This is a genomic window from Idiomarina sp. PL1-037, assembly GCF_034422975.1.
Lineage (GTDB): Bacteria > Pseudomonadota > Gammaproteobacteria > Enterobacterales > Alteromonadaceae > Idiomarina.
Genome location: NZ_CP139873.1, coordinates 2492936 through 2519270 on the forward strand (window position 1 = coordinate 2492936; position 26335 = coordinate 2519270).

The following is a 26335-nucleotide window of genomic DNA, read 5'->3' on the forward strand; positions in this document are numbered from 1 at the left end:
TCTATTTACTTTTGAACGCGGGAAACGTATTCGCCCGAGCGAGTATCAACTTTGATCACTTCGCCAATTTGTACGAATAACGGAACACGAACAACCGCGCCTGTACTCAGCGTGGCAGGTTTTCCACCAGTACCGGCGGTATCACCTTTAAGCCCGGGGTCAGTTTCAGTAATTTCCAATTCAACAAAGTTTGGCGGCTGCACATTAATCGGCTTCCCTTCCCATAGGGTCAGAGTACAAACATCCTGCTCGACTAACCATTTCTCAGCATCGGCAACAGCTTTAGCGTCTGCCGGAACTTGCTCAAAGGTTTCATTATTCATGAAGTGCCAGAACTCACCATCGTTATAAAGATAAGACAGTTCCAACTCAATAACATCAGCGCCTTCAACGGATTCGCCCGACTTGAAAGTTTTTTCGACAACTTTACCGCTGATTAATTTGCGAATTTTAACTCGGTTAAAAGCCTGACCTTTACCGGGTTTAACCATTTCATTTTCAACGATCGAGCATGGCTCGCCGTCCTGCATGATTTTCAAACCACCTTTAAATTCACTCGTACTATAATTCGCCATAACAAGACTTTCCTTTGTAAGTGCCTGATCATTTGCGCGCAATAATAAAACAAATAGCGACTTTTTTCAGGTAAAATATGGAGTATTTGCAGCAGTCGCGGAGGCGTAGTGTCTGAGCCAGCGTATCCTATCTCTATAAATGATCGTCCTGACTGGCAGTTCGAGCTGAAACAAGCCTATACCCAGCCAGAGGAACTGCTACGTGCACTCAAGCTCGATCCCGCATTATTTAGTGACGATATCAAAGCTCGTAAGCTTTTTGCTATGCGAGTGCCAAGGACTTTTGTTGCACAAATGCAAGCCGGAGACTCTAACGATCCATTATTACGCCAGGTGCTCCCCTTACACAACGAATTTGAGTCAGAGCCCGGTTACAGCACCGACCCCCTGCAAGAGCAGCAAGGCCCCGTAAATGGACTTCTGCACAAGTATAAAAGCCGAGTATTGTTGATACTGCAAGGCGGCTGTGCGGTTAATTGTCGTTATTGCTTCCGGCGTCACTTTCCTTACGATGAATTAACCTTCAGTAAACGCCAGCTAACGGAGACACTGGAGTACATCCGGCAACACCCGGAAATTAATGAGGTGATTCTGAGCGGCGGCGACCCTCTGATGGCGAAGGACGAGCGGCTTAAGAGTTTAATTAACGAATTTGAATTATTGCCTCAACTCACCCGTTTACGTATTCATAGCCGGCTGCCAGTCGTGATACCCTCCCGCCTGACGCATAAGCTTAAAGAAGTGCTCAGCAACAGCCGCTTGCAAAGTGTTCTGGTGCTTCACGCGAATCATGCAAATGAGATTTCTCCTGAGTTAGCCGAAGCACTCGATGACTGGCACCAGGCGGGTATCCATTTACTGAACCAGAGCGTTTTACTTAGCGGAGTAAATGATAATTTAGCCACGCTTACCGAGCTTAGTGAAACGTTATTTAGTGCCCGGGTTATGCCTTACTATTTGCATCAGCTGGACAAAGTTGAGGGCGCGAGCCATTTCGCGGTTAGCGACGAGAAAGCGCAAGCCTTGTGGCAAAAAATGACTCATGAATTACCTGGGTTTCTGGTTCCTCGTCTGGTTAGAGAGGAAGCTGGCGAGCTCAGTAAAACCGCTATCATGCCGGACGGCACTAATACATTAACAGAGGAAAAACTATGAGCGATAACCTGGAAAGTGTAGAAAGCAAACTGCAGGATCATCTTCAGCAACTGTATCGTCAAGTTATTGATGCAGACCAGTACCTTGATGACCTGCGTCAACAAGGCAAAGCCAAGTTCCAGGGCGTTTTCGCTGAGCAAACTGTCTTTGAAAGCACGGGTAACCGTTTTCAGCCCTACCTTAATGAAATTGCCGGAAACTTTGAAAAATGGCAGCAGGACAAAGAAAACGAGCAGCAGTTGCAGTTACTGGTACAACAATTACAGTTAATGACTGAAACTCTCGCTCGTCTTAAAGCTATTCGCCAGGCTGGTTAACAAAGTTTTCTTCGAACCACTGAGTCAGCATCTGCTTTTCAAAATATAAGTCATCCCGTCTCATTCGTGATGCCAGGCTGTCGTAGTTAAACCCCATATTTTTTACGTGAGCCTGGCCTTCCTTTATAGCGTCGCCCGATTTATCGACTAAGCGATAATCAAACTCCATTCGCGGGAAATCAATTTCCCGAACAATGCGCACGTAATTTGAACTCGAGCGTCCAAATGTAGGTTCAACCCGGCCAGTTAAATCGACGTCCGTTACGGTAATTTCCAGTTTCTGATCTTCAGGAAGCTTTGCCGCCAACCACTGAAAATGCTCAGCCAGCTGATCCATGACCTTTTTCTGGTAACGGTCACGTGAGCCATCCGCCGGTCGAATATCGGTGTAACTATCAACATCTTTCCAGGAAACCTCAGCCGTACCAGCTAATGCTGTAAAGCTAAAGGCTAATAAAGCCGTTCCCATTATACCTTGAACACGCATGCTATCTTCCTCCCATACAATCGCCAAGGATGTCATCCTGATGTTAGAACACAAATAATGAAAAAAATTCCATAAAAAAAGGGAGCCATCAAGGCTCCCCTCTTCGAAAGTGCGTTGGGAGGCTTACATCATGCCGCCCATGCCGCCCATTCCACCCATGTCGCCGCCAGGCATACCGCCTGCGTTGTCATCTTGTGGAATATCAGCAATCATTGCTTCGGTCGTGATCATCAGTGCGCCAACAGATGCGGCGAACTGAAGCGCCGAACGGGTGACTTTGGTTGGATCCAGAATACCCATTTCCAGCATATCGCCGTAGGTGTCGTTACCAGCGTTGTAACCATAGTTACCTTCGCCACCACGAACATTGTTAGCAACCACTGACCCTTCAGCGCCAGCGTTCATTGCGATTTGACGCAACGGTGCTTCCATCGCACGCAGGGCTAAACGAATACCAACGTTCTGCTCTTCGTTATCACCACGCAGTTCTGCCAGTTGGCTTGCCGCGCGAACCAGAGCAACACCACCACCAGGCACCACGCCTTCTTCAACAGCTGCACGAGTTGCATGCAACGCATCTTCCACGCGTGCTTTTTTCTCTTTCATTTCCATTTCAGTAGCAGCGCCGACTTTAATTACCGCAACACCGCCAGCTAACTTAGCCAGACGCTCTTGCAGTTTTTCACGGTCGTAGTCAGACGTCGTGTCTTCCATCTGCTGCTTGATTTGGTTAACGCGACCGTCGATAGCGGTATCGTCGCCATTACCGTCAACAACAGTAGTATTGTCTTTAGTAATCACAACGCGCTTCGCTGTACCTAAGTCTTCCAGCTGAGTTTTTTCCAGCTCCATACCAATTTCTTCAGAGACCACAGTACCGCCAGTCAGAACAGCAATGTCCTGCAGCATCGCTTTACGACGGTCACCAAAGCCTGGTGCTTTAACCGCTGCAACTTTAACGATGCCACGCATGTTGTTCACAACCAGAGTTGCCAGCGCTTCGCCTTCAACGTCTTCAGCAATGATCAGCAGAGGTTTACCGGCTTTAGACACACCTTCTAATACCGGCAGTAACTCGCGGATATTAGAGATTTTCTTATCAATCAGAAGAATGAACGGGTTGTCTAATTCAACCGAACCGCTTTCCTGATTGTTAATGAAGTAAGGAGACAAGTAACCACGGTCGAACTGCATACCTTCAACAACGTCCAGCTCGTCAGTCAGTGCCTGACCTTCTTCAACGGTGATAACACCTTCCTGACCTACTTTGTCCATAGCCTGAGCAATGATTTCACCAATAGTGTGATCAGCGTTTGCAGAAATAGTCGCTACCTGAGCGATTGCTTTGCTGTCGGCACAAGGCTGAGAAATTTTCTTCAGCTCTTCAACTGCAGCGATAACCGCTTTGTCGATACCGCGTTTAAGATCCATTGGGTTCATGCCTGCGGCGACTGACTTCAAGCCTTCGTTAACAATAGCTTGAGCCAGAACGGTTGCAGTTGTTGTACCGTCACCTGCTTCGTCATTTGCTTTAGACGCGACTTCTTTAACCATCTGCGCGCCCATGTTCTCGAACTTGTCTTCCAGCTCGATTTCTTTCGCAACAGAAACACCGTCTTTAGTAATAACTGGCGAACCGAATGATTTGTCTAATACAACGTTGCGACCTTTTGGACCCAGAGTCACTTTTACTGAATCAGCAAGAATATTAACGCCTTTCAGCATTTGTTGACGCGCTGTGTTACCAAACTTGACTTCTTTAGCTGCCATTTTTGCTTTCCTCTTAAATTCGTTTAGTCGGTTGTGCTAGTAAGCGTTTCTGACGTCTTATTCTTCAACAGCCAGAATGTCGCTTTCGCTCATGATTAAGTACTCTTCACCGTCAATTTTCTCGGTTTTAACACCGTAACCTTCATTGAACAGCACTTTGTCACCAGCTTTTACATCTAGTGCACGTACCTCACCGTTATCCAGAATGCGGCCTTTGCCTACTGCTACGATTTCGCCGCGAGTAGATTTTTCTGCCGCAGAACCAGTCAGAACAATTCCGCCAGCCGATTTTGCTTCGACTTCGGTGCGTTTAATAATGACTCGATCGTGTAAAGGACGAAGTTTCATTGTTGATAACTCCTCAACCTATTGTTGTTAGTGGTTAATACCCCTAAGGGGCGTGTAAAAATCATCGTGCTCATTAAATGGGGGAGGAATTTTTGTTATCAAGGGGGAAGCACAAAAATTTTTATGCTAATTTGCAAAACTGACAGGCGCTATAGGGAGGTTTTATGACTCAGCAACCACAATTAATTTTATGTACCACAGACAGTCAGGACTCGGCTAAACAACTGGCTCGTTCTTTGCTCGAAAAAAAACTCGTGGCCTGCGTCAATATAGTGCCGAATATAACCTCCATGTATTCGTGGCAGGACGAATTGCATGAAGACCAGGAATGGCTTTTGCTGATAAAATCGACTGCGGAACGTTTCAGTGACATAAAAAGTACCATCAGTGCGATTCACCCTTACGATTCCCCAGAATTAATAAGCATCAATATTGAAGATGGCTTACCCGATTATCTGACGTGGATACAGGACTCAGTTAAATGATACAAAGATTCATCACATGTCTCGCAGCCTTAACCCTGGTTTTTGCCGTCGTTGCGCCAGCACATAGTGTGCAGTCGAATCCATTTCAGCAGAGCAATCAGTTTTTGTCGGTAGATCAGGCTTTCGATTTCGACAGCGAAGTTAACGGCAACAGAGTGACTGTCAGTTGGGTTGTCGCTCCCGAGTACTATTTGTATCAACACCGTTTTAAGGTGGTTCCCGAAAATGCGTTAGCAGCAGAACCTGAACTCCCGCAAGGCGAGTCTCACAGCGATGAGTTTTTTGGTGAATCGATTGTGTATCGCGACTACGTTGAGTGGTCTTTTACACTTAATCCGGACTTTTCCGGCAACACCATTACCGTTCAGTATCAGGGCTGTGCAGATGCGGGTTTATGTTACCCGCCCACTGAAAAGCAGATCAAACTCTCCAGTACTAGTGAGACTGGCTCAGGCTCCACCACCGCACCGCCAAACACCGACAGCAGCCTGTTCGGTATAGGTGAACAACATTTAATCATTACATTGTTACTCTTTTTTGCTTTGGGTATTGGTTTAGCTTTTACCCCCTGCGTGTTTCCTATGTACCCCATTTTATCCGGCGTTGTGCTGGGCAACCGTGAACGTAACTGGAAAAACACACTTTGGCTTTCCTTTATATACGTTCAGGGTATGGCCATTACCTATTCTTTATTAGGTCTGGTTGTGGCGTCGGCGGGTATGCAGTATCAGGCTTATTTTCAGCATCCGGTGGTGTTAATTGTTCTGGCTGTATTGTTCGCCCTTTTTGCTTTAAGTATGTTCGGGGCTTATACGCTACAACTTCCTATTAGCTGGCAGTCGAAACTGCAAAGCTTTAGCGGCCAACAAAGCGGTGGCAATGTCGTTGGCGTCTTTACTATCGGCGCTATTTCCGGCCTGGTCGCATCGCCGTGTACCACAGCCCCCTTATCAGGAGCGTTACTCTTTATTGCGCAATCGGGCGATATGGTAAGCGGCGCCGCTATTCTTTACGCATTAAGCCTGGGGATGGGCGTGCCGCTTATTTTATTCGGCTTAAGTGGCGGCAAGCTTCTGCCCAAAGCCGGCGCGTGGATGAACGTGGTTAAGCAGTTCTTCGGTTGGCTGTTATTGGCGGTTACCTTATTCTTAATTGAGCGCCTTATTCCGACCAGTATCAGCATGTGGCTATGGATTTTTTACTTTATTCTTGCCGCCGTATCTCTGGCTGTTTCGATAAGCCAGCCGCTTCGCATCACCACAAAAGTTATCACTATTGTACTTCTGGCAGCGGCGGCTACCACAGGAAGTTACTGGCAGGTGAATAAAGCGCAATTGGAACAAAAAAGTCACGGCCTTTTTACTGTTGTTAGTAATGTAAGCGACGTACAGCAACAAATAGCAGAGAGTGACCGCTGGGTAATGCTAGACCTTTATGCTGACTGGTGCGTGGCCTGCAAAGAATTCGAGCAGTACACCTTTTCAAATGAACAGGTTCAGGCGCAGTTTCAGGAGTTTAAACTCATTCAGGCCGATGTTACCCGCAATAATGCGCAAGACGTAGAAGTTCTGAGTCGCTACAAGGTGCTGGGCCTGCCCACTATTCTGTTCTTTGACCCGGAAGGCAACGAACGCCCTGAATACCGGGTTACTGGTTATATGAACGCTGAAGATTTCAAAAAGCATCTGGAAAAGATAGTTTCCGAGTAAACTTGTGCCTAAATGCGCTGATAAGACCAGTAAAGTGCTGCAATCTTGCTTTTTTTCCCTATAATACTGTTGTTATAGGAACCCAAACTGAAAGTTGTGGTCACTTTTAATAGTTTTCGTAACTTCACAGCAAATGGCGGCACAATGGCAGAACGTTTTAAAATATTAGTGCTCAATGGCCCGAATCTCAATTTACTGGGGCAGCGTGAACCAGAGCTTTATGGTAAGCAAAGCCTAGATGATATCGCTGATTCGCTGGGGGCCATTGCTAAACAACACGCAACAGCATTAGATTTCCGTCAGTCCAATGCTGAACACCAGTTAATTGACTGGATTCAGCAAGCCGCCAAAGACTCTGTCGATTATATTGTGATTAACCCGGCAGCCTACGCACACACCAGTGTGGCCTTACGCGATGCGTTATTGGCTGTGAAAATCCCTTTCATTGAAGTACACCTTTCTAATATTTATCGCCGTGAGAGCTTCCGCCACCATTCGTATTTAGCGGACGTGGCCGACGGCGTTATCTGCGGGCTTGGCGCCCGTGGTTATGAATACGCTTTACAAGCAGCTTTAACTACATTGAACAACACAGATAACTAAAGGTAGACGTTAGCATGGATATCCGAAAAATTAAGAAACTGATCGAGCTCGTTGAAGAATCTGGCGTAGCAGAACTGGAAATTACTGAGGGCGAAGAGTCAGTTCGGATTAATCGTTACAGTGCGCAGCCTGCACCTATGCAATACGCGCCACAACCGCAGCAAGCGCCTCAACAAGCCCCACAGTCTGCTCCGGCAAACCAACCGGCGGCTGAACCAGCCAGTGAAGAAATTAGCGGCCACGTTGTTCGCTCGCCTATGGTCGGAACCTTCTACGAAGCGCCATCGCCTGATGCAAAACCTTTCGTTACTGTTGGCTCGCGCGTTAATGCCGGCGAAACACTGTGCATTATTGAAGCCATGAAAATGATGAACCAGATTGAAGCAGACAAGTCCGGTGTCGTTAAACAGATTTTAGTAGATAACGAAGAGCCGGTTGAATTTGATCAACCACTGTTTATCATCGAATAAAGTAACCGCAGGTATTTGTCATGTTAGATAAAGTGGTCATTGCCAACCGTGGCGAAATTGCACTGCGCATACTGCGAGCCTGTAAAGAGCTCGGCATTAAAACAGTGGCAGTTCATTCAACGGTTGATAGAAACCTTAAACACGTTTTACTTGCAGACGAAGCAATTTGCATAGGTAAAGCGCCAGCGAACGAGAGCTACCTGAACATTCCTCGTATTATCAGCGCGGCTGAAATTACGGATGCAGCAGCTATTCACCCGGGTTACGGCTTTCTGGCCGAAAACGCCGATTTTGCTGAGCAAGTTGAGCAGTCTGGCTTCATTTTTGTCGGACCAACACCGGATCTTATCCGTCTTATGGGCGACAAAGTGTCAGCTATAAAAGCAATGAAGAAAACCGGTGTTCCTTGCGTGCCGGGGTCAGATGGCCCCCTGGATGACGACGACGAGCGTAATAAGAAACTTGCCAAGCGCATTGGTTACCCAATTATCATTAAAGCAGCAGGCGGCGGTGGTGGCCGTGGTATGCGGGTTGTACGCGAGGAGAGCGAATTACTCAGCTCTATCACTATGACTCAGAACGAAGCTCGCGCAGCCTTCGGCAACCCTGTTGTTTATATGGAAAAATTCCTTGAAAACCCTCGCCATGTGGAAATTCAGGTTCTGGCCGATGGACAAGGCAATGCCATTCATTTAGGTGAACGTGACTGCTCGATGCAGCGCCGTCACCAGAAAGTGGTTGAAGAGGCACCTGCGCCGGGTATTACCCCTGAGATGCGCAAATTTATTGGTGAACGTTGTGCAAAAGCTTGTGTAGAGCTGGGCTACCGCGGTGCTGGTACATTTGAGTTCTTGTACGAAAATGGCGAATTCTACTTCATAGAAATGAACACCCGTATTCAGGTTGAGCATCCGGTTACGGAAATGGTCACAGGTATCGACTTGATTAAAGAGCAGCTGCGCATTGCAGCCGGTCGTCAGCTTTCGGTCAGCCAGGAAGACGTTGTCATTCGTGGTCATGCAATTGAATGCCGGATTAACGCCGAAGACCCGGACACTTTTACACCTTCGCCGGGCACTATTACCCGTTTCCACTCACCTGGTGGCTTTGGTGTACGTTGGGACTCACACGTTTATGCAGATTACAAAGTACCGCCTAACTATGACTCAATGATAGGTAAGCTGATTACTTATGGCGAAAACCGTGATATTGCTATTGCCCGTATGCGTAATGCCTTAAATGAGTTGATCATCGAAGACATTAAAACCAATATTCCTCTGCAAAAGTCGATTATGGCAGATGAAAACTTCCAGCACGGTGGCACCAATATTCACTACCTTGAGAAAAAACTCGGCATAGGCGGGCATTAATTAATGCCCTGGATACAACTCACACTTTCCTGTAGTGAAGAGCATGCGCCCCAAGTAGGTGACATGCTCATGGCAAACGGCGCTCAGGCGGTAACTTACCGCGACGGCGCCGACACGCCCATTTTTGAGCCTCGCCCCGGCGACGTTATATTGTGGGAACACACTCTGGCCACCGGCTTATTTGATGCCGACGCGGACATCAAAGCCACTATTGCTAACCTGAAACAGTCCAACATTTTCGGCAGCGACTTGCAGTACAAAGTCGATGCACTGGAAGACAAAGACTGGGAACGCGAATGGATGGATAACTTTCATCCGATTCAGTTTGGCGAGAACTTATGGATTTGCCCCAGCTGGCGGGAGATACCAAAACCTGAAGCGGTTAATATTTTGCTCGACCCCGGCATGGCTTTTGGTACCGGAACACACCCAACAACCGCTATGTGTCTGCGCTGGATAGACGCCAACCCACCAACCGGAAAAACCGTGGTGGATTTCGGTTGTGGTTCAGGGATATTAGGCATTGCCGCGTTATTGTTTGACGCTGAGCACGTTGTTGGCATTGATATTGACCAACAAGCGCTGATTGCGACGAAAGATAACGCTAAGCGTAATAAGGTGGGGGATAAATTTAGCCTTTATCTGCCCAGCCAGCAACCTGAAACGCAGGTTGACCTGGTGCTAGCCAATGTCCTTGCCGGCCCTTTACGAGAACTCGCTGATACCATACTGGCTTTTGTCGCCCCCGGAGGACAACTGGTTTTATCCGGTATACTGGAACGGCAAATAGAGGGGGTTATTGAGGCTTACCAACCGCACATTCAATTCGATACCCCGACTATAGACGGCGACTGGGCAATGCTCAGTGGCACTCGTATTGCTTAACAAGCGTACGCTTTGTCAATAGTGAAAAATGAAAAAAAGACTCAAATTGCGTAATAAATAGCCTTTTCTTTATTGCGCAAATTCCCTAAAATTCCTCACCCTTTCGCTGAGTAGTTTTTAACCGATGCGGATTGGTCCATATCAACTCGACAATCAGGTCATATTAGCTCCCATGGCTGGAGTTACTGATCAGCCGTTCCGTCAGCTGTGTTACAGCACGGGGGCTGGGCTTACAGTATCAGAGATGCTGTCCAGTAACCCCAAAGTATGGCAGACCGATAAATCCAGGCAACGCATGGATCATTCGGGAGAGCTAGGCATTCGTGCTGTGCAGATAGCGGGCTCCGAACCGGCGTTAATGGCTGAGGCTGCGCGCGTGAATGTGAGCATGGGTGCGCAGATTATTGACATTAATATGGGCTGCCCGGCGAAAAAGGTAAACAAGAAAATGGCTGGCTCGGCGCTTATGCAGCACCCCGAGTTAGTAGAAAAGATATTAACAGCTGTGGTTGCAGCTGTTGACGTTCCGGTAACGCTGAAAACCAGAACTGGTTGGGATCCTGAACACAGAAACGGTATTGATATAGCGCAGCTGGCAGAACGTTGCGGTATTCAGTCTCTTGCCATTCATGGTCGTACTCGTGCCTGTATGTACAAAGGCATTGCCGAATACGACACCATAAAGGCAATTAAGAGCGCCGTTTCTATCCCGGTAGTGGCTAACGGCGATATCCGTACACCATTGCAGGCTCAACAGGTTTTAAAGCACACCGGGGCCGACGCCATTATGATTGGTCGCGGCGCGCAGGGTAACCCCTGGCTGTTTCGGGAAATTGCTCATTTTCTTGAAACAGGACAGGAGCTAAGCCCGCCGTCCTTAACCGAAGTGGCTGAGACCGTTATTCATCACGTTGGCAAACTGCACGAATTTTACGGCAGTTACCAGGGTGTCAGAATCGCCCGGAAACACGTTGGTTGGTATTTAAAAGAAAAAGCCAGCAATGATGAATTCAGGCAAACATTTAATCGTCTTGAGGATGCCAGCAAGCAACTTAAGGCACTTGAAGATTATTTTGTCACTGTAGAGAAGAGATAAGCGCATTATGTTTGATCAAAACCCTAGTCGTGAGAACGTATCTCCCCTAACCACTATCGGCAATAACGCACAGCCAAAGCCACTGCGTGATTCCGTAAAACAAGCATTGAACAGTTTTCTGCGTCAGCTTGATGGTCAGGATCCTGAAGAACTTTACGAGTTAGTGCTATCTGAAGTAGAAGCACCGTTACTTGAAGAAGTCATGACTTACACCCGGGGTAATCAAACCCGCGCCGCAACCATGTTAGGCATTAACCGCGGCACTTTACGCAAGAAGCTGAAAAAATACGGCATGAATTAAGACGTTTTTTGGGCGCCTTTTGGCGCCCTTTTTTTATTAACCTTCCCGTAAGTTAACTCAGTATAGAAAGGCAAAACAATGGAAACCCGTCCAATCCAACGCGCTTTAATCAGTGTTTCTGATAAAACCGGTATTGTTGAATTCGCTCAAGCTTTGGCTAAAAAGAACATTGAAATTCTCTCTACAGGCGGTACAGCCAAACTGCTTCGTGACTCAGGCATTGCCGTTATTGATGTCTCTGAACATACCGGCCAGGAAGAGATTATGGGCGGACGGGTAAAGACACTGCACCCTAAGGTTCATGGTGGTATTTTAGGCCGCCGCGACGTCGACCAGGATGTTATGCGGGAGCAAAATATTGCGCCTATCGATATGGTTGTAGTAAACCTGTACCCCTTCGCTGAAACGGTTGCTAAAGAAGGCTGTTCTCTCGAAGACGCTATTGAGAATATCGATATTGGCGGTCCGACTATGGTTCGTGCGGCTGCTAAAAACCACAAAGACGTGACCATTGTTGTCAATGCCAATGACTACCAGCGCGTACTTGCTGAGCTCAATGAGCACAATGGGGTCAGCCACAGCACTCGCTTTGACTTAGCGGTAGCAGCATTTGAGCATACCGCTCAATATGATGGCATGATTGCCAACTACCTTGGTAAGCAGCTTAGCGAAAACGACTTTGCGCGTACGTTGAACCTGCAGGTATCGAAAAAGCAGGACTTACGCTACGGCGAAAACTCGCATCAGTCGGCGGCATTTTATACTGAGCGCAATGCACCAAAAGGGACCGTTTCCAGCGCGGCTCAAATTCAGGGCAAAGCGTTGTCATTTAACAATATTGCCGACACAGACGCGGCACTTGAGTGCGTAAAGAGCTTTGTTGAACCAGCGTGCGTTATTGTTAAACACGCAAACCCTTGCGGTGTTGCAATAGGTGAATCTATTACCGACGCATATGACCGCGCCTTTAAAACCGACCCAACCTCCGCATTTGGTGGCATTATTGCTTTTAACCGCGAGCTGGATGAAGCAACCGCAACCGCTATTGTTGAGCGTCAGTTTGTGGAAGTTATTATCGCTCCAAGCGTCAGTGAAAGCGCCAAGGCAGCTGTTGCCGGCAAAAAGAACGTTCGCGTACTGGAATGTGGTGAGTGGTCGGACTCTGTTGAACAACTGGACTACAAGCGCGTCAACGGCGGCTTACTGGTACAGGACACCGATAACCAGGATTTCATTCAGGACGACCTGAAAGTCGTCACCGAAAAACAGCCAACCGAAGCCCAAATGACCGACTTATTGTTCTGCTGGAAAGTCGCTAAGTTTGTTAAGTCTAATGCCATTGTTTATGCCAAAGACGGCATGACCATAGGTGTTGGTGCAGGCCAGATGAGCCGGGTTTACAGTGCCAAAATTGCAGGAATTAAAGCCGCGGACGAGAACCTCAGCGTACCGGGTTCGGTCATGGCGTCGGATGCTTTCTTTCCGTTCCGCGATGGCATTGACGCCGCAGCTGAAGCAGGTATAACCGCTATTATTCAGCCAGGCGGTTCTATCCGCGACGAAGAGATCATTGCTGCTGCCAATGAACACGGTATTGCGATGGTCTTTACCGGCATGAGACATTTCCGTCACTAAGCACCTTTGCTGATAATTGCAGCATTGCGTCAGTAACGTTTGGGGGCTAGTCTTATAGGCTAGTTCTCAACTCTACAGGTGATAGTATGAAAAAAATAATAACTTCTGTTTCCGCCATTGCACTAGCAAGCGTCCTTGGCGCCTGTTCGCCGGCTCCTGAAGCCGACTCTTTGCAAGCCGCTGTTGACCATGAATCACGTACTGACAAGTATCAGGCTCGTGACGAATTTCGTCATCCCAAAGAAACTTTAGAGTTCTTTGAATTAGAGCCAAGCATGACGGTCGTCGAAATTTGGCCGGGCGGCGGTTGGTACACTGAAATACTGGCACCTTACCTTGCCGACGAGGGGCAGCTATACGCAGCTCACTTCCCGGAAAATTCAGACAGTGACTATTACCAGCGTTCACTGGAAAACTTTAAAGAAAAACTCACCACGACCCCGATTTACGGGAACGTCGAATTAACCGAATTCTCGCCAGGTGAAGACACCGATATAGCGCCACCCAGAAGTGCGGATCGTATATTAACCTTCCGTAACCTGCATAACTGGTACATGCAGGAAGGTGAAGAAGGCGTGCTGCAAGCTTTCCGTCATTTTCATCAAACATTAAAGCCTAACGGCATGCTGGGTATCGTTGATCACCGCTTGCCCGAGTCAGCAGATGCAGAAGCTTTTAAAGACTCAGGTTATGTGAAAGAAAGCTGGGTTATAGACTTAGCCGAACAAGCCGGTTTTGAGTTTGTCGCCAGCAGTGAAATTAACGCAAACCCGAAAGATACAGCCGATCACCCTAAAGGCGTCTGGACTTTACCGCCAACCCTTGCTCTGGGTGATGAAGACAAAGAAATATATGAAGCCATTGGTGAAAGTGATCGCTTCACTTTAAAATTTCAAAAACCCGTTACAGACTAACAGGATACAACTAACCTTATGAAAGTATTGGTCGTTGGCGGCGGAGGCCGTGAACACGCTCTGGCGTGGAAAGCAGCACAATCAAACCAAGTTGACTGTGTTTATGTTGCACCCGGTAATGCAGGTACAGAGCGTGAGCCAAACCTGACAAATGTTGCCATTGGTGCCGAAGATATCGACGGTCTTCTTAACTTTGCCAAAAAGGAAGGTATAGAGCTGACTATCGTCGGGCCGGAAGCGCCATTAGTTGCCGGTATTGTGGACCGCTTTAACGAAGCCGGACTCGCGGCCTTTGGCCCAACGGCAAAGGCCGCGCAGTTAGAGGGCTCTAAAGCCTTCAGTAAGGACTTTTTACAGCGTCACAACATACCCACCGCCGACTACCAAAACTTTACCGAGGTTGAGCCCGCTAAAGCTTATGTCGCTGAAAAAGGTCTTCCTATTGTCATTAAGGCCGACGGACTGGCCGCTGGCAAAGGCGTTATTATTGCCGAAAGTCAGGAACAGGCTGATGCCGCTATTGACGACATGCTGGCCGGTAACCGTTTCGGCGATGCCGGTCACCGCGTGGTTATCGAAGAATTTTTACGTGGCGAAGAAGCGTCTTTCATTGTTATGGTTGACGGTAAACATGCCATACCTTTTGCCTCAAGCCAGGACCATAAGGCTCGCGACAACGGTGACAACGGTCCAAATACTGGTGGTATGGGCGCTTACTCGCCGGCTCCAGTGGTTTCTCCTGCCATCCACGACTGGGTTATGCGTCATGTTATTAAGCCCACAGTAGACGGAATGGCTGCAGAAGGTGCGCCTTATAAAGGCTTTCTGTACGCAGGCTTAATGATAGCCGAAGACGGCACCTCCAAAGTACTGGAGTACAACTGTCGCTTTGGTGACCCGGAAACTCAGCCCATTATGATGCGTCTGAAGTCTGACCTGGTAGAACTTTGCCAGCAGGCAATTGATGGTAAGCTCAACCAAGCGCCTATCGACTTCGACGAGCGCGCCGCAGTTGGCGTGGTTATGGCCGCGGGTGGATACCCTGAAAGCTATGCAAAAGGTGACGTCATTCACGGCTTGCCGGATCACGCGCCTGAGAACCAGAAAGTATTCCACGCCGGGACTAAAATGGATAATGGTGAAGTGGTTACCAGTGGTGGTCGAGTTTTGTGTTGTACGGCTTTGGGTGACACTGTTACAGAAGCACAAAAACTCGCGTATCAACTGGTTGATCAAGTAAGCTGGAATAACGTCTATTACCGTACCGATATTGCTCACCGCGCTATAAAACGCGAGGGCTAAATACTTACCTCCTGTCATAGCACTGTCATAAAATAAAACTAAGCTTTTATGTCGTGCTGTAACAGGAGGTTCCATGTCAGGGTCTGAGTTAACTAAAGAACTCTTAAGTCTTATTCAGAAAAAGCAGCTCTATCCTCTATTCCAGCCCGTTATAGACACTTCCCGCGGAATTGTTATTGGCCACGAAGCTCTTATTCGCGGGCCTAAAGGCCACCCGCTTGAATTCCCGGATCGCCTGTTTTCTCTCGCCAGCCAGGTACAGTTGCTATCTGAACTGGAGCTGGCCTGCCGCTCTGCAGCAATGGAAGCGTTTCAAAAAAACGCGATGCAGGGAAAACTTTTTCTTAACGTAAACCCTAACGTTTTGCAGGACGACAGCCACCCTCATGGCTCAACGCTGCGCTTGTCTCAGCAATTCGGCATAGCGCCGGAGCAAATCGTTATCGAAATTTCAGAGCGCTACCCAATTGAAGATACTGAGAACCTAAAACACGCCATTATTCATTATCAGAAGCTGGGGTTTATGATAGCAATTGATGACTTAGGAGCCGGTTACTCAGGGTTGAAACTCTGGTCAGAATTACGTCCTGATTATGTGAAAATTGATCGATACTTTATTCATTCTATTGAAACGTCCTCTGTAAAAAGGGAATTTGTACAAAGTATCTTATCGCTGGCCACCAGTCTGCGCACAAAAGTGATAGTGGAAGGCATTGAAACCCCAGATGAGCTTGAGCAACTGCAGGCTATGGGAATTAATTATTGTCAGGGATTCCTGCTTGGCAGACCCGCACCTTATCCGGTGCTGGAGGTTCCGTCCTCACTGCTGCTGCCACATCATCATGTTGCATTAAACTACCAAAGTACTATCGCCAGTGTGGTCGACACCATTCATTGCGTATCAGCCCGTACGCGTTCATCTGAGGTACTTGATACCTTTACACAGGACAAAACTTTATCTTCCCTGCCCGTTATTCATGAGAAGAAAGTCGCCGGAATTATTCGCAGAGAAAAAATTATGGAGTTCTTTTCCGGTTCTTACGGGCATGCACTTTATGCTAACAAACCGGTTTCTTACATAATGGACGAACACCCTCTTTCCGTTGACTGGCAAACGTCGCTGGAAGACGTAAGCCAGCTTATTACCGATAACGACGAAGTCGATATCTATCAGCACATTATTGTAACTAAAAACGATGTTTACTACGGTGTGGCATCCATTAAAAACCTACTGCGCAGAATAACCGAATTAAAAGTTAACAATGCACGCCATGCGAACCCCTTGACCCAACTGCCGGGTAACGTGGCCATTAACCAGATTATTGAGGAACAACTTTCCCGCGCGCGCCCATTTCACGTAGCCTATTTCGATCTGAACCATTTTAAGCCCTACAACGACATTTATGGGTACGAACAAGGCGATCAAATTATTAAATGGCTGGCACAGATTCTGCAAAAGCAACTATTCAGACATGGTCATTTCATTGGTCACATTGGCGGGGACGACTTTGTCGCCATTTTCAAAGACACAGATAAAGAACAAGCCGAACAACAGTGTAATAAAATTATCAGGGATTTTGAGCAGGATATCATCCGCTTTTATCATCAGGAGCACATTAATTTAGGCGGAATAAAAGCGCTGTCCCGAAACGGCACGCCGGTTTTCTATCCTTTACTGGGCCTTGCTATAGGAGTTGTCCAGCCCGATCCTTCGGAGTGTTTATCGCATCACGATGTCGCACTGCTGGCCAGTGAAGCAAAAAAAGAAGCGAAACAATCTGACGGTAGCCGTTGCTACATGTGCCACCGCCAGAAACCCAGACGTTTACGCCAAATCAGTCCTCAACAATAAGATCGTCTTCCGTGTCCGAGGCTGAACTGAAGGTATCATCAGCAAATTTCCCCCGACCATACATGCTGGCAACCTTAGGCCGGTGAATTCGCGCCTGATACTTCGCCCAAACTTTTTCTACAGTACTTACCGGAGCTTGCTCACCTTTGCACGCAGCCAGTAATTCAATGTCCTCTTTTAACGTCGGCTTAAACTCACCGTTCAACATAGCTGTAATCAAACAACCATAATGAGTCAATGCATCGCTTTCACGAATTGAAAAGTCGCCGGAGCGTGAAAAGCCATAAGGGTAGTTGCGGAAATCGTTAAACGGTTTCTTTAACAGTAATTCACGGGTCATCTTGGTCATGGGTAAGCCCTTCCTACAGACTAAAAACCGAACAAAAGTCTGTCGTTGTGTACGACAAAGACGATATAGAGCTAACTCAGAATTTTGTCAATGAAAATTTCTGTAAAATGCCTTTTAACAAATTGTCACAGCATCTATACATTAGCCTCACGTAATCAAATATGTCACTTTGTTTCAAAGTGTTTCACGAGTAAAAGGAAGAGCACTATGAATAAGTTAATGTTAACAACGCTGGTCGCCGCTACATTAAGTCTGGCTGCATGCGGAGGATCAAATAGTAACGACACTAACGATCTCGCTCAGTTTTCTTTAGGTATCAGTGACGCACCGGTCGACAATGCTGAATCTGTTGTCGCTTGCTTTAATGCCATTGAGCTTACAGGAAATGGCAGCTCTCCGCGGACTTTCACCGTTGGTGAAGATATCGAGGTTCCTGAAGAAAATGATCTTTGTACTAATGAGGAAGGCCAGCCCATAGCTAACACCATAGGTATTAATCTATTAGAGTTCACTGGCAACGAGTCCATGATGTTTCTCGAAGATGCTGAAATAGAAGCCGGACAATACGGTCAACTGAGGTTGGTTATGGCCGACGGGTCATACGTTATGACCGACACAAATAGTGACGGCGAGGCCGAGAAGGTGAGCATTCAGGTTCCTTCTAATGAACTTAAATTGGATGGCTTTATTGCCGATGCCGGTGGCAACCTTAACTTTACCGTCGAGTTTGACTTACGCAACTCAATGACAAATCCGGTAGGTCAAAGCCACTATATTCTGAAGCCTCGAGGCGTTCGCTTAGTCGATAACTCTGCAGTTGGCCACTTGAAAGGCTCGGTAGCAGAAGGAGCTCTGCTGTTTAATGAAACCTGCACTGTCGCGCCTGACGATGAGTCACAACCGGTTGCTTACGTTTACCTTTATGAAGGCAGCGACTTAGAAGCTTCAGCGTTAGCCGACAACGGCGGTAACGAAGAGAATGAGCCGTACGCGAGTACAGCGGTCTATTTTGACGGGGTTGATACCTATGACTTCGCTATGGGTTTCATTGCGACCGGCGACTACACCGCTGCTTTAACTTGTAATGATTCGGATAACCCGGAAGCAGATGATGACATAGAGTTTTTCTTAACTGAGAATATTACCATTGAAGCATCAAGTGAGCCGATAGAACTCGAATTCGTTGGTGCAGCAAGCGAGTAACTCGTTTCATCGCTATAGGCAGCATGGACGCTGCCTTCTTCTTATTTTAGAGAGCTAAAAAGCTCCAAACGCTGAGCCTAAACTTCTAGCACTCAATGCAACTGAAATAATGAAGACCATTGCAGCTAACAAGTTTTGCCACCAAGAATTGCGATTCTGACCCAACAAATTTCCGCAGCTCAACCACCATAAAAAGCCCACAATAACAGGCAGCAAAACCCCATTAGCTACCTGCGCAAACCAAATAACGGTGACAGGCTCTATACCAAGACTGGAAATAGCTACGCCCAACACCAAAATAGTCAACCATACAGCTCTAAAGGCGCGGCTCTTCAAATTCACTGACCACCCCATAATACCATTTAGTGCGTAGGCACTTGCTAAAGGAGCCGTTGTTGCTGAGGAGATCCCTGCAGCAAACAGACCAATTGCCATTAAATAAGTTGCGGCATCACCAAACAGGGGCTCTAAAGAGACGGCTAAGTCGGCAGCACTGGAGATTGTAATTTGATGGCCAAAAAATGCCGATGCGGCAGTCGCCACAATTGCCATTGATATTAAGCCACCCAACGGAATTGACACAAATAGATCTCGGCGAACAGCCGGCAAATCACTGGTTGACTGCCACTTTTTAGAAATACTGGAGGCATGAAGAAAGATATTATAAGGCACAACTGTTGTGCCAATGAGCGCAACCACGGTAAGCGTCGCGCCCGAAGGCATACTGGGCACGAAAATACCGTTAAATACGTCAGCCCAGTCAGCATCAGTCAAAAAGAACGTACCTAAAAATGCGACACTCATGAGGAGCACCATGGCGATTAGCGACTTTTCAATAACTCGAGCATTGCCTGACCAAAGCACAAGGAAAGCCACAACACCAATAACCACCGCCCAAGCATTGCTTAACCATTTATCAACTAATGGCACAGGCCCCAGTAGTTCGTAAGCCCCTAAACTCGCTCCGGACAAGTTTCCGCCTTGGTAAACGCTATTGCCAATGGCTATCGCACTGAAAATAAGCAAAAGAGCTAAGCACCGCAGCCAGCCAGAGGTCAGGTTATTTCGGATATTTTCGCCCAATCCGGCCTGCGTTACTAAACCAATACGAGCGGACATTTCTTGCAAGATAAGACAAGCGAAAACAGAGAAAACTAATGCCCATAACAAGGCATAGCCATAATCAGCACCAGCCAACGATGCCGTAACAACGGTACCCGGACCAATAAAAGCCGCAGCGACCAGTGCGCCAGGACCAAACTGAGAGAGCTTCATAATGGCTCTTGAGGCGCTTCAGGACCCTCTATGGTTTCCATAGAGATCCATTTATTACTTAATGCCTCAGATAAATCAGTTTCGAGTATTGCCTGGGCTTCTTCATACGACACATGCAATTGAGTAACCCCACAAGCACGGTTACGCCCGTGTGCTTTGCCCATATATAATGCCATATCAGCAACCTGAAGTACTTTTTCCCAATCCATTTGTTTCTCTGAAACACCCGAGAAAGGTAAGCGAATAAAACCAATAGTGGTTGTCACTCGAATTTCATAACCTTCAAACCTAACAGGCTTATTAGCCAGCTCATTCAGTATTCGCTCACTCAGTTCTTTTAAGTTCTCATCATCGACGTTGCGAACCAGAAAGAGAAACTCTTCCCCGCCCCAGCGTATCAGCTTGTCGCTGTCTCGGCATATCATCTGCAGACGTCGGCTAACCTCCGCTAACACTTCATCCCCCGCCGCATGCCCGAATTGATCGTTTATGCGTTTGAAAAAGTCGAGGTCAAGCAGAATCAAGCCATCCGACTGAGTAGCGGCATCACGACGCTCGCCATGTTTCTTGCGCTCATCCATTTCTTTTTGTAGTGCACGCCGATTCCACAAGCCTGTAAGCGGGTCTTTTAACGACTGATCAGCCAACATGCTGTTCGCCGCTTTTAAGCGTAAATTCGCTTTCTGTGCTTTACGGTACATAAAAAACACAAAGACAACTGAGGATACGGCAAAGATCCCCAACAGCAACCAAATCATATTGCGTTGTTTGTTAATTTTCAGTACTTGTTCTTTTAAGTGATTTTGGCGTTCCAGCAACTCTATTTGCTGCTCTTTGTCTTTGCTTTCATAAAGCTGCTGCAAATTAGCCAGGTTCTGCTGCTGGTCACTCTGGTAAAGCTCCTCCATCAGTTCCATTTGTTGCTTCAGAGTTTCAGCCTGATTCTGATGTTGTCCGGCAAACTCATAGGCTTCGGCAAGCTCACCAAGTAAGCCTTCAACCTCTGTCTTTATGCCTTCTTCACGGTAAAACTCAACCGCTTCACGCATTTCTTTAAAGCCCGCCTCGGTATTCCCCTGATGCACATCAATAAAACCCAAATTAAAATAGATAGTCTGTGCCATCCAGATATCTTCGACTTCTTCGGCCAGCTCCAGGGCTTCTCGTAAATGGCTGCGAGCTTCTTCCCACTGTTCTTCATACATGTAGTGGTCGCCATAATTATTGAGAATAACGGGTAGTAAATACGTACGATTGTCTTTAATCGCAGCGTCATACGCTTTTTTAAGTGAATCCAGAGAGGAGTCGCGATCACCCATTCCAGCTTCAACGTAAGACTTATGCAGATAAAAATCAGGCAAGTCGTATTCCAGCTCGTTTTGCTTAACGCTTTGAATTGCCTTATTAATTGTTTTTAGCGACCCTTCCCAGTTTTTCAACTCAGACTGAATAATCGCGATTGAGTAGTCCAAATATTGTTGACGGATGGGCGTTCTTTCGTTGTTTGTTTCGTTCACTGCATCCTGAGCCAGCAGCAAGTGGCGCAAGGCATCATCGTAACGGTTCCAGTCAGCATAGACTCTCGAAATGAGGTTATGACCGTAATAACGAACCCGTGGCATACGTGAGTTTGAAAGGGGAATTTCAACATCGTTGAGCAGCAAAAACGCTTCGCCGTATTTACCTTCCATTTGAAGTATCTCAACTCGAGTCGCCTGAGCTTCGGCTTTTACATCAGCAATTTCACTTTCTCTGGCAAGTGCTAACAGTTCATCCAGCTTTTCAAAGGCTAACTCTGTTTCACTTTCATAGTAATACCAGGAAACTTCGTAACTTTTAGCTCTGGCCCGGGTCGCTATGGCCGTTTTCGCTGACATATTCTCCAGCACATTAAACAAAATGGCTTTGGAGTCTTCATCTTCACCCAGGGAATTAAGATAATCATCCAACTGCTCCTCCATGGCCATATTAACCAGAACACCGTTAATATTTTCTGCCGAAGGCTGAGCTGATACGGACCCAAAACTTACCAACAGATAAAACGCTGAAGCGGCTAAGCAATAGTGAACCCATTTCTTGTTTTTATTATTCATGGCAGCGAGTCCGTTCAATGATTAATTAACGACCAAGTTTATCTCAATTTGAATGATTGCACAAAGCTAATCACTAAGGTAAAACAGCAGTATGACAACGACAAAATTAGATTGGTCAAAGATACTGAAATCGGGGCAGAGGATCTTTATAGGCTCCCACGCGGCGGTGCCTACGGCTCTTATTGATGACCTGATAGAAAATGCGAAAAACCTGCACGATATTGAAATTGTGCAGTTAATGACGCTGTCCAATAACAAGTGGGCGGGTCCGCAGTATCAGCAACTCTTTAAGGTAAATACCTTTTTTATTGGTGGCGATACGGTACGAACGGCAGTTAACGAAGGACGCGCAGATTACACGCCCAGCTTTATTTCCGATATTCCGAATTTGTTCAGTAACGGAATTCTGCCGCTGGATGCGGCCTTAATTATGGTCAGCCCCGCCGACAAGTACGGCTACCATTCTATGGGCGTGTCGGTTGATGTGGTTGCGGCGGCAGCTAAGTCTGCCAATACAGTAATAGCTCAGGTTAACCCGAATATGCCGGTTACCTATGGTCAGTCATTTTTGCACACGAATCAGATTAACCATTTTTGGGAACACGCGGCGCCACTACCGGAGCTGCCACCGCCAAGCCTGGAAAACAATAAAATCATCGAACGTATAGGCCAGTACATTGCGTTGCTGGTTGAAAATGGCGCGACTCTGCAAATTGGCGTAGGCACTATTTGCGCGGCGGCACTGCGTTACCTGAGCAATCATAAAGATCTTGGCATTCACAGTGAGCTTATCACTGACGATGTCATGCACCTTATGCTCAAAGGGGTTATCAACAACCGTAAAAAAACCTTTCACCCAAACAAAATCGTCACCAGCTTCTGTATGGGTTCTAAAGCGTTGTATGACTTTGTTGATCACAACCCCCACGTTGGCTTTTACCCCAGCGAGTACGTTAACTCGCCAGCCAATGTCGCCCGTAACGACAAACTCGTGGCTATTAACAGCGCCATTGAAGTGGACTTAACCGGACAGATTGTTTCCGACTCCATAGGACATCAGTTTTACAGTGGTATTGGCGGGCAAGTTGACTTCAGTCGTGGCGCGTCTTTAAGTAAAGGTGGTAAGCCTGTAATAGCTCTGCCATCGACTACCGAAGACGGTAAGGTGTCACGGATTGTTCCTTTTATTCGTGAAGGCGCCGGAGTGGTCACCACACGAGGGCACGTGCACTATGTTGTAACCGAATTTGGGGTGGCATCGCTGCGCGGAAAAAGTATCCGCGAACGCGCATTAGAGCTGATTCGGGTTGCCCACCCTAAATTCCGTAGCCACCTGTTGCAGGAAGTACGCAAACATTACTGGGTGCCCAACTACCAGCAACAAACGCCTGTCGATGTGCCTGAACTTGGTGACATCGGTTTTAAGAAACTAAAAATCAATAACGAGTCTTTTGACTTAAGACCGCTGTATCCATCGGATGAACGACGATTGCAGGAGTTTTTCTATTCTCATACCAAAGAAACTCTGCAGCTACGATACAACGCAGTCCCCACCAACATGACCCGGGAAAAATCCTGTAATTTGGTCAGCGTTGATCAGTCCAAAGACCTGGCCCTGTGTATTGTTCGCCAAAAGGGCTCAGCGGTTCAAATTCAGGCCGTAGGACGTTACTACTTCATTGAGTCTCAAAATAGCTGTGAAGTGGCTTTTGTTACCCGTGAGAAGTACCAGGGACGCGGCATGGCGGGGATGTTACTGGATGAAATGATCCGCATTGCCAAAGAGCGCAAACTGGACAGTATGCAGGCCTATGTTCTGGCAGCTAATAAGCCCATGCTCAGCGTGTTCGAGCGCGGAGGCTTTAAGCGCCTACCCAGTGAAGAGCCCGGAGAAGTGCTGCTGAAACTCGAGCTGAACGAGGACGCAGACTAGCTATGTCTATCGTTGTTTTTAGTCACTCAGATTGCCTGGATCATATTCCTGATGAACAACACCCGGAGTGCCCGGCGCGCATAGCGGCCATTAACGATCAACTGATTCGCTCAGGAATGGACTTTGTGCTGGTCAGAAAAGACGCCTCCGACGCGCCTCTGGAGGCTATTTATAGAGCTCACACCAAAGAGCATGTCGACTTTGTTTTCGCGCAAATTCCGGAGTACGACCACGAGTGGATTGATCCGGACACCTTAGTAACCGCAGGCAGTAAAAGCGCCGCCCTGAAGGCTGCCGGAGCCACCATCAACGCGGTGGATGATGTGCTGACCACCTACAATAAACAAGCTTTTTGCGCCGTTCGGCCTCCCGGACACCACGCCACTCGCGATAAAGCGATGGGCTTCTGCCTGTTTAATAATGTTGCTATTGCCGCTTATCATGCTCTGGAAACGCACGGGCTTGAACGCGTTGCCATTGTCGACTTTGACGTACATCACGGTAACGGAACAGAAGACATTGTTCAGAACGATGAACGCATTTTATTTTGTTCTTCTTTTCAGCAGGCGTTCTACCCATTTACCGGGGAGGACACCAGCGCAGACAATATCCACAATGTTCCCTTACCCGCAGGATGCAAAGGCCCACAATGGCAAGAAGCCGTTAGCCAACAGTGGTTTCAGGCGTTAGATGACTTTGCACCACAACTCATACTTATTTCAGCAGGCTTCGATGGTCACGCCGAAGACGATATGTCGCAGTTCTTACTGAAAGAAGAAGACTATCACTGGATAAGCGTTAAGCTGAAAGAAATTGCCGACAAACATTGTGACGGTCGTATCGTATCTACGCTCGAAGGCGGGTATAATCTCAGCGCTTTAGGCCGTAGTGTTGTTGCGCATTTAAAAGGTTTACTCTAATTGGTTAACGCCTGTAAATAAGGCCTGCAACAACACGCCTCCATTCGTAAAACATTCATAAAAAGAGTCGAATATTATGGGATTAGTTCTTAAGCTTGTGGCGGGTATAGTCGCCGGCATTCTCATTGGATTATACATGCCGGAGTGGGTCAGTCAGGTATTGTTGACTTTTAAAGCTCTGTTCGGTCAGCTGTTATTCTTTACCATCCCATTGCTTATTTTGTTCTTCATTACCAGCGGTATTGCCAGCTTACCGAGCAACTCCGGAAAAATGCTGGGGAAAACCTTAGGTATTGCTTATGCCTCTACCGTTATTGCAGGTATTGTTGCGTTTTTTGCTGCCAGCATTGTCGTGCCCTGGCTTACCACCGATGCTCAGAGCGTTTCTACCGAAGCCAAAGCCACTATCGAACCATTTATTGAGCTGTCGGTTCCACCACTAATGGAAGTGATGTCAGCACTGGTTTTAGCCTTTATCTTCGGGCTGGGCATTGCCAGTACCAAAGCAGAAAGTTTGAAAAAGTTGTCGGATCAAGGCCGTGACATTATCGAACTGCTACTGGTTAAAGTTATTATTCCATTACTACCGCTGTATATTGCCGGTATCTTTGCTGAAATGGCTGTTGCAGGTACAGTATTTGACACCCTGAAAACCTTTGGTGTAATACTGATACTCGCCGTTGCCCTGCACTGGATTTACATTACCTCCATGTACATTATGGCGGGTATAAAAACCGGTCGTTCACCACTGTTTTTAATCAAAAATATGCTACCGGCGTATTTTACTGCACTAGGTACTATGTCCAGCGCAGCCACTATTCCGGTTACCCTGCAAAGCGTGCGTAAAAACAAAGTCGATAACGACGTAGCCAACTTTACCGTGCCACTTTGCGCCACCGTTCACTTAGCCGGCTCCACCATTACCATTGTCAGTTGTGCGGTCGCGGTTATGGTACTGCACAGTTCACTGGCCATTCCCGGCTTCTTTACCATGCTGCCGTTTATTTTAATGTTAGGTATTGTCATGTTAGCCGCACCCGGGGTACCTGGCGGTGCCGTTATGTCGGCAGTTGGCCTGTTAGGTTCCATGCTGGGCTTCGGCGAAACCGCAGTTGCCTTAATGATAGCCCTGTATATGGCACAAGACAGCTTTGGTACCGCCTGTAATATTACGGGTGATGGTGCTATCGCTATGTTTGTGGACAGTTCGAAGAAGAGTTAGTAAACGAAGATTCAGAACATCTAGTCGCTGGTGCGTATTAAATTCAATTGAAACGTACTAGCGATT

At 47.3% G+C, this 26335-nt stretch carries 25 protein-coding genes; 18 read left to right on the forward strand and 7 right to left on the reverse strand.

Going from position 1 to position 26335, the window contains the following annotated elements; translation table 11 throughout:
* Positions 1-5 precede the first annotated feature (5 nt).
* Positions 6-575 carry an elongation factor P gene (gene efp / locus U0358_RS11715; RefSeq protein ID WP_253618093.1) on the reverse strand — a complete coding sequence of 190 codons (570 nt, stop codon included), beginning with the start codon at positions 573-575 and terminating at the stop codon, positions 6-8.
* A gap of 108 nt (positions 576-683) precedes the next feature.
* Between efp and epmB the strand changes: the two genes are divergently transcribed.
* Positions 684-1730, forward strand: a complete 1047-nt coding sequence (epmB, locus tag U0358_RS11720) for an EF-P beta-lysylation protein EpmB (protein WP_322406384.1) — start codon at positions 684-686, stop codon at positions 1728-1730.
* Positions 1727-2047 carry a primosomal replication protein PriC gene (locus U0358_RS11725; protein WP_322406385.1) on the forward strand — a complete coding sequence of 107 codons (321 nt, stop codon included), beginning with the start codon at positions 1727-1729 and terminating at the stop codon, positions 2045-2047. The genes epmB and U0358_RS11725 overlap by 4 nt, the downstream gene beginning before the upstream one ends.
* Here the strand turns inward: U0358_RS11725 and U0358_RS11730 are convergent.
* The 3 genes from U0358_RS11730 to U0358_RS11740 all read right to left on the reverse strand — a co-directional run bounded on the left by U0358_RS11730 (position 2028) and on the right by U0358_RS11740 (position 4652).
* On the reverse strand, positions 2028-2534 hold the full coding sequence (locus tag U0358_RS11730) for a DUF3016 domain-containing protein (protein WP_322406386.1): 507 nt from the start codon (positions 2532-2534) through the stop codon (positions 2028-2030). The genes U0358_RS11725 and U0358_RS11730 overlap by 20 nt on opposite strands.
* A 123-nt stretch (positions 2535-2657) precedes the next feature.
* Entirely contained in the window at positions 2658-4304 is a 1647-nt protein-coding gene (groL, locus tag U0358_RS11735) for a chaperonin GroEL (protein ID WP_322406387.1), read from the reverse strand.
* 57 nt (positions 4305-4361) lie between these two features.
* The gene (locus U0358_RS11740) at positions 4362-4652 is read right to left on the reverse strand and encodes a co-chaperone GroES (RefSeq protein ID WP_011235507.1); all 291 of its coding nucleotides are present in this window, start codon (positions 4650-4652) and stop codon (positions 4362-4364) included.
* A gap of 164 nt (positions 4653-4816) precedes the next feature.
* Here U0358_RS11740 and cutA point away from each other — a divergent pair, with 164 nt between their 5' ends.
* The 12 genes from cutA to U0358_RS11800 all read left to right on the forward strand — a co-directional run bounded on the left by cutA (position 4817) and on the right by U0358_RS11800 (position 17274).
* On the forward strand, positions 4817-5137 hold the full coding sequence (gene cutA / locus U0358_RS11745; RefSeq protein WP_322406388.1) for a divalent-cation tolerance protein CutA: 321 nt from the start codon (positions 4817-4819) through the stop codon (positions 5135-5137).
* Positions 5134-6846, forward strand: a complete 1713-nt coding sequence (locus U0358_RS11750) for a protein-disulfide reductase DsbD (RefSeq protein WP_322406389.1) — start codon at positions 5134-5136, stop codon at positions 6844-6846. Before cutA ends, U0358_RS11750 begins: the two co-directional genes overlap by 4 nt.
* A 144-nt stretch (positions 6847-6990) precedes the next feature.
* Positions 6991-7449, forward strand: a complete 459-nt coding sequence (gene aroQ, locus U0358_RS11755) for a type II 3-dehydroquinate dehydratase (RefSeq protein ID WP_011235510.1) — start codon at positions 6991-6993, stop codon at positions 7447-7449.
* A 14-nt stretch (positions 7450-7463) separates the two neighbouring features.
* Positions 7464-7919 (forward strand): acetyl-CoA carboxylase biotin carboxyl carrier protein, encoded by a 456-nt coding sequence (gene accB / locus U0358_RS11760; protein ID WP_317497547.1) that lies wholly within the window; start codon positions 7464-7466, stop codon positions 7917-7919.
* A 20-nt stretch (positions 7920-7939) separates the two neighbouring features.
* Positions 7940-9289, forward strand: a complete 1350-nt coding sequence (gene accC / locus U0358_RS11765; RefSeq protein WP_317497548.1) for an acetyl-CoA carboxylase biotin carboxylase subunit — start codon at positions 7940-7942, stop codon at positions 9287-9289.
* A gap of 3 nt (positions 9290-9292) precedes the next feature.
* Positions 9293-10174, forward strand: coding sequence for a 50S ribosomal protein L11 methyltransferase (gene prmA, locus U0358_RS11770; RefSeq protein WP_322406390.1), 882 nt, complete (start codon positions 9293-9295; stop codon positions 10172-10174).
* A gap of 124 nt (positions 10175-10298) precedes the next feature.
* Positions 10299-11270, forward strand: coding sequence for a tRNA dihydrouridine synthase DusB (gene dusB, locus U0358_RS11775; protein WP_322406391.1), 972 nt, complete (start codon positions 10299-10301; stop codon positions 11268-11270).
* Positions 11271-11277: 7 nt separating this feature from the next.
* Positions 11278-11571: a DNA-binding transcriptional regulator Fis gene (fis, locus tag U0358_RS11780; protein WP_011235515.1), complete on the forward strand. Its 294-nt coding sequence runs from the start codon at positions 11278-11280 to the stop codon at positions 11569-11571.
* Positions 11572-11649: 78 nt separating this feature from the next.
* Positions 11650-13206 (forward strand): bifunctional phosphoribosylaminoimidazolecarboxamide formyltransferase/IMP cyclohydrolase, encoded by a 1557-nt coding sequence (purH, locus tag U0358_RS11785; RefSeq protein WP_322406392.1) that lies wholly within the window; start codon positions 11650-11652, stop codon positions 13204-13206.
* A gap of 86 nt (positions 13207-13292) precedes the next feature.
* Positions 13293-14120 carry a class I SAM-dependent methyltransferase gene (locus U0358_RS11790; RefSeq protein ID WP_322406393.1) on the forward strand — a complete coding sequence of 276 codons (828 nt, stop codon included), beginning with the start codon at positions 13293-13295 and terminating at the stop codon, positions 14118-14120.
* Between the two features lie 18 nt (positions 14121-14138).
* Complete coding sequence (purD, locus tag U0358_RS11795; RefSeq protein WP_317497553.1) at positions 14139-15422, forward strand: phosphoribosylamine--glycine ligase; 1284 nt, start codon at positions 14139-14141, stop codon at positions 15420-15422.
* Positions 15423-15495: 73 nt separating this feature from the next.
* Complete coding sequence (locus U0358_RS11800; RefSeq protein ID WP_322406394.1) at positions 15496-17274, forward strand: bifunctional diguanylate cyclase/phosphodiesterase; 1779 nt, start codon at positions 15496-15498, stop codon at positions 17272-17274.
* On the opposite strand, the gene maoP is transcribed toward U0358_RS11800, so the two are convergent.
* On the reverse strand, positions 17258-17623 hold the full coding sequence (maoP, locus tag U0358_RS11805; protein WP_272988573.1) for a MaoP family protein: 366 nt from the start codon (positions 17621-17623) through the stop codon (positions 17258-17260). The genes U0358_RS11800 and maoP overlap by 17 nt on opposite strands.
* Before the next feature lie 207 nt (positions 17624-17830).
* Between maoP and U0358_RS11810 the strand changes: the two genes are divergently transcribed.
* Positions 17831-18826, forward strand: coding sequence for a DUF4382 domain-containing protein (locus U0358_RS11810; RefSeq protein ID WP_322406395.1), 996 nt, complete (start codon positions 17831-17833; stop codon positions 18824-18826).
* A 54-nt stretch (positions 18827-18880) separates the two neighbouring features.
* Here U0358_RS11810 and U0358_RS11815 read toward each other — a convergent pair whose 3' ends face one another.
* Both U0358_RS11815 and U0358_RS11820 read right to left on the reverse strand, forming a co-directional pair.
* Positions 18881-20101 (reverse strand): Nramp family divalent metal transporter, encoded by a 1221-nt coding sequence (locus U0358_RS11815; RefSeq protein ID WP_317497556.1) that lies wholly within the window; start codon positions 20099-20101, stop codon positions 18881-18883.
* Positions 20098-22194: a tetratricopeptide repeat-containing diguanylate cyclase gene (locus U0358_RS11820; RefSeq protein ID WP_322406396.1), complete on the reverse strand. Its 2097-nt coding sequence runs from the start codon at positions 22192-22194 to the stop codon at positions 20098-20100. The genes U0358_RS11815 and U0358_RS11820 overlap by 4 nt, the downstream gene beginning before the upstream one ends.
* A gap of 91 nt (positions 22195-22285) precedes the next feature.
* Here U0358_RS11820 and U0358_RS11825 point away from each other — a divergent pair, with 91 nt between their 5' ends.
* The 3 genes from U0358_RS11825 to U0358_RS11835 all read left to right on the forward strand — a co-directional run bounded on the left by U0358_RS11825 (position 22286) and on the right by U0358_RS11835 (position 26269).
* The gene (locus U0358_RS11825) at positions 22286-24127 is read left to right on the forward strand and encodes a GNAT family N-acetyltransferase (protein WP_322406397.1); all 1842 of its coding nucleotides are present in this window, start codon (positions 22286-22288) and stop codon (positions 24125-24127) included.
* Between the two features lie 2 nt (positions 24128-24129).
* Positions 24130-25047, forward strand: a complete 918-nt coding sequence (locus U0358_RS11830) for a histone deacetylase family protein (RefSeq protein ID WP_317497559.1) — start codon at positions 24130-24132, stop codon at positions 25045-25047.
* A 76-nt stretch (positions 25048-25123) separates the two neighbouring features.
* Positions 25124-26269 carry a dicarboxylate/amino acid:cation symporter gene (locus tag U0358_RS11835; protein WP_317497560.1) on the forward strand — a complete coding sequence of 382 codons (1146 nt, stop codon included), beginning with the start codon at positions 25124-25126 and terminating at the stop codon, positions 26267-26269.
* Positions 26270-26335: the final 66 nt, after the last annotated feature.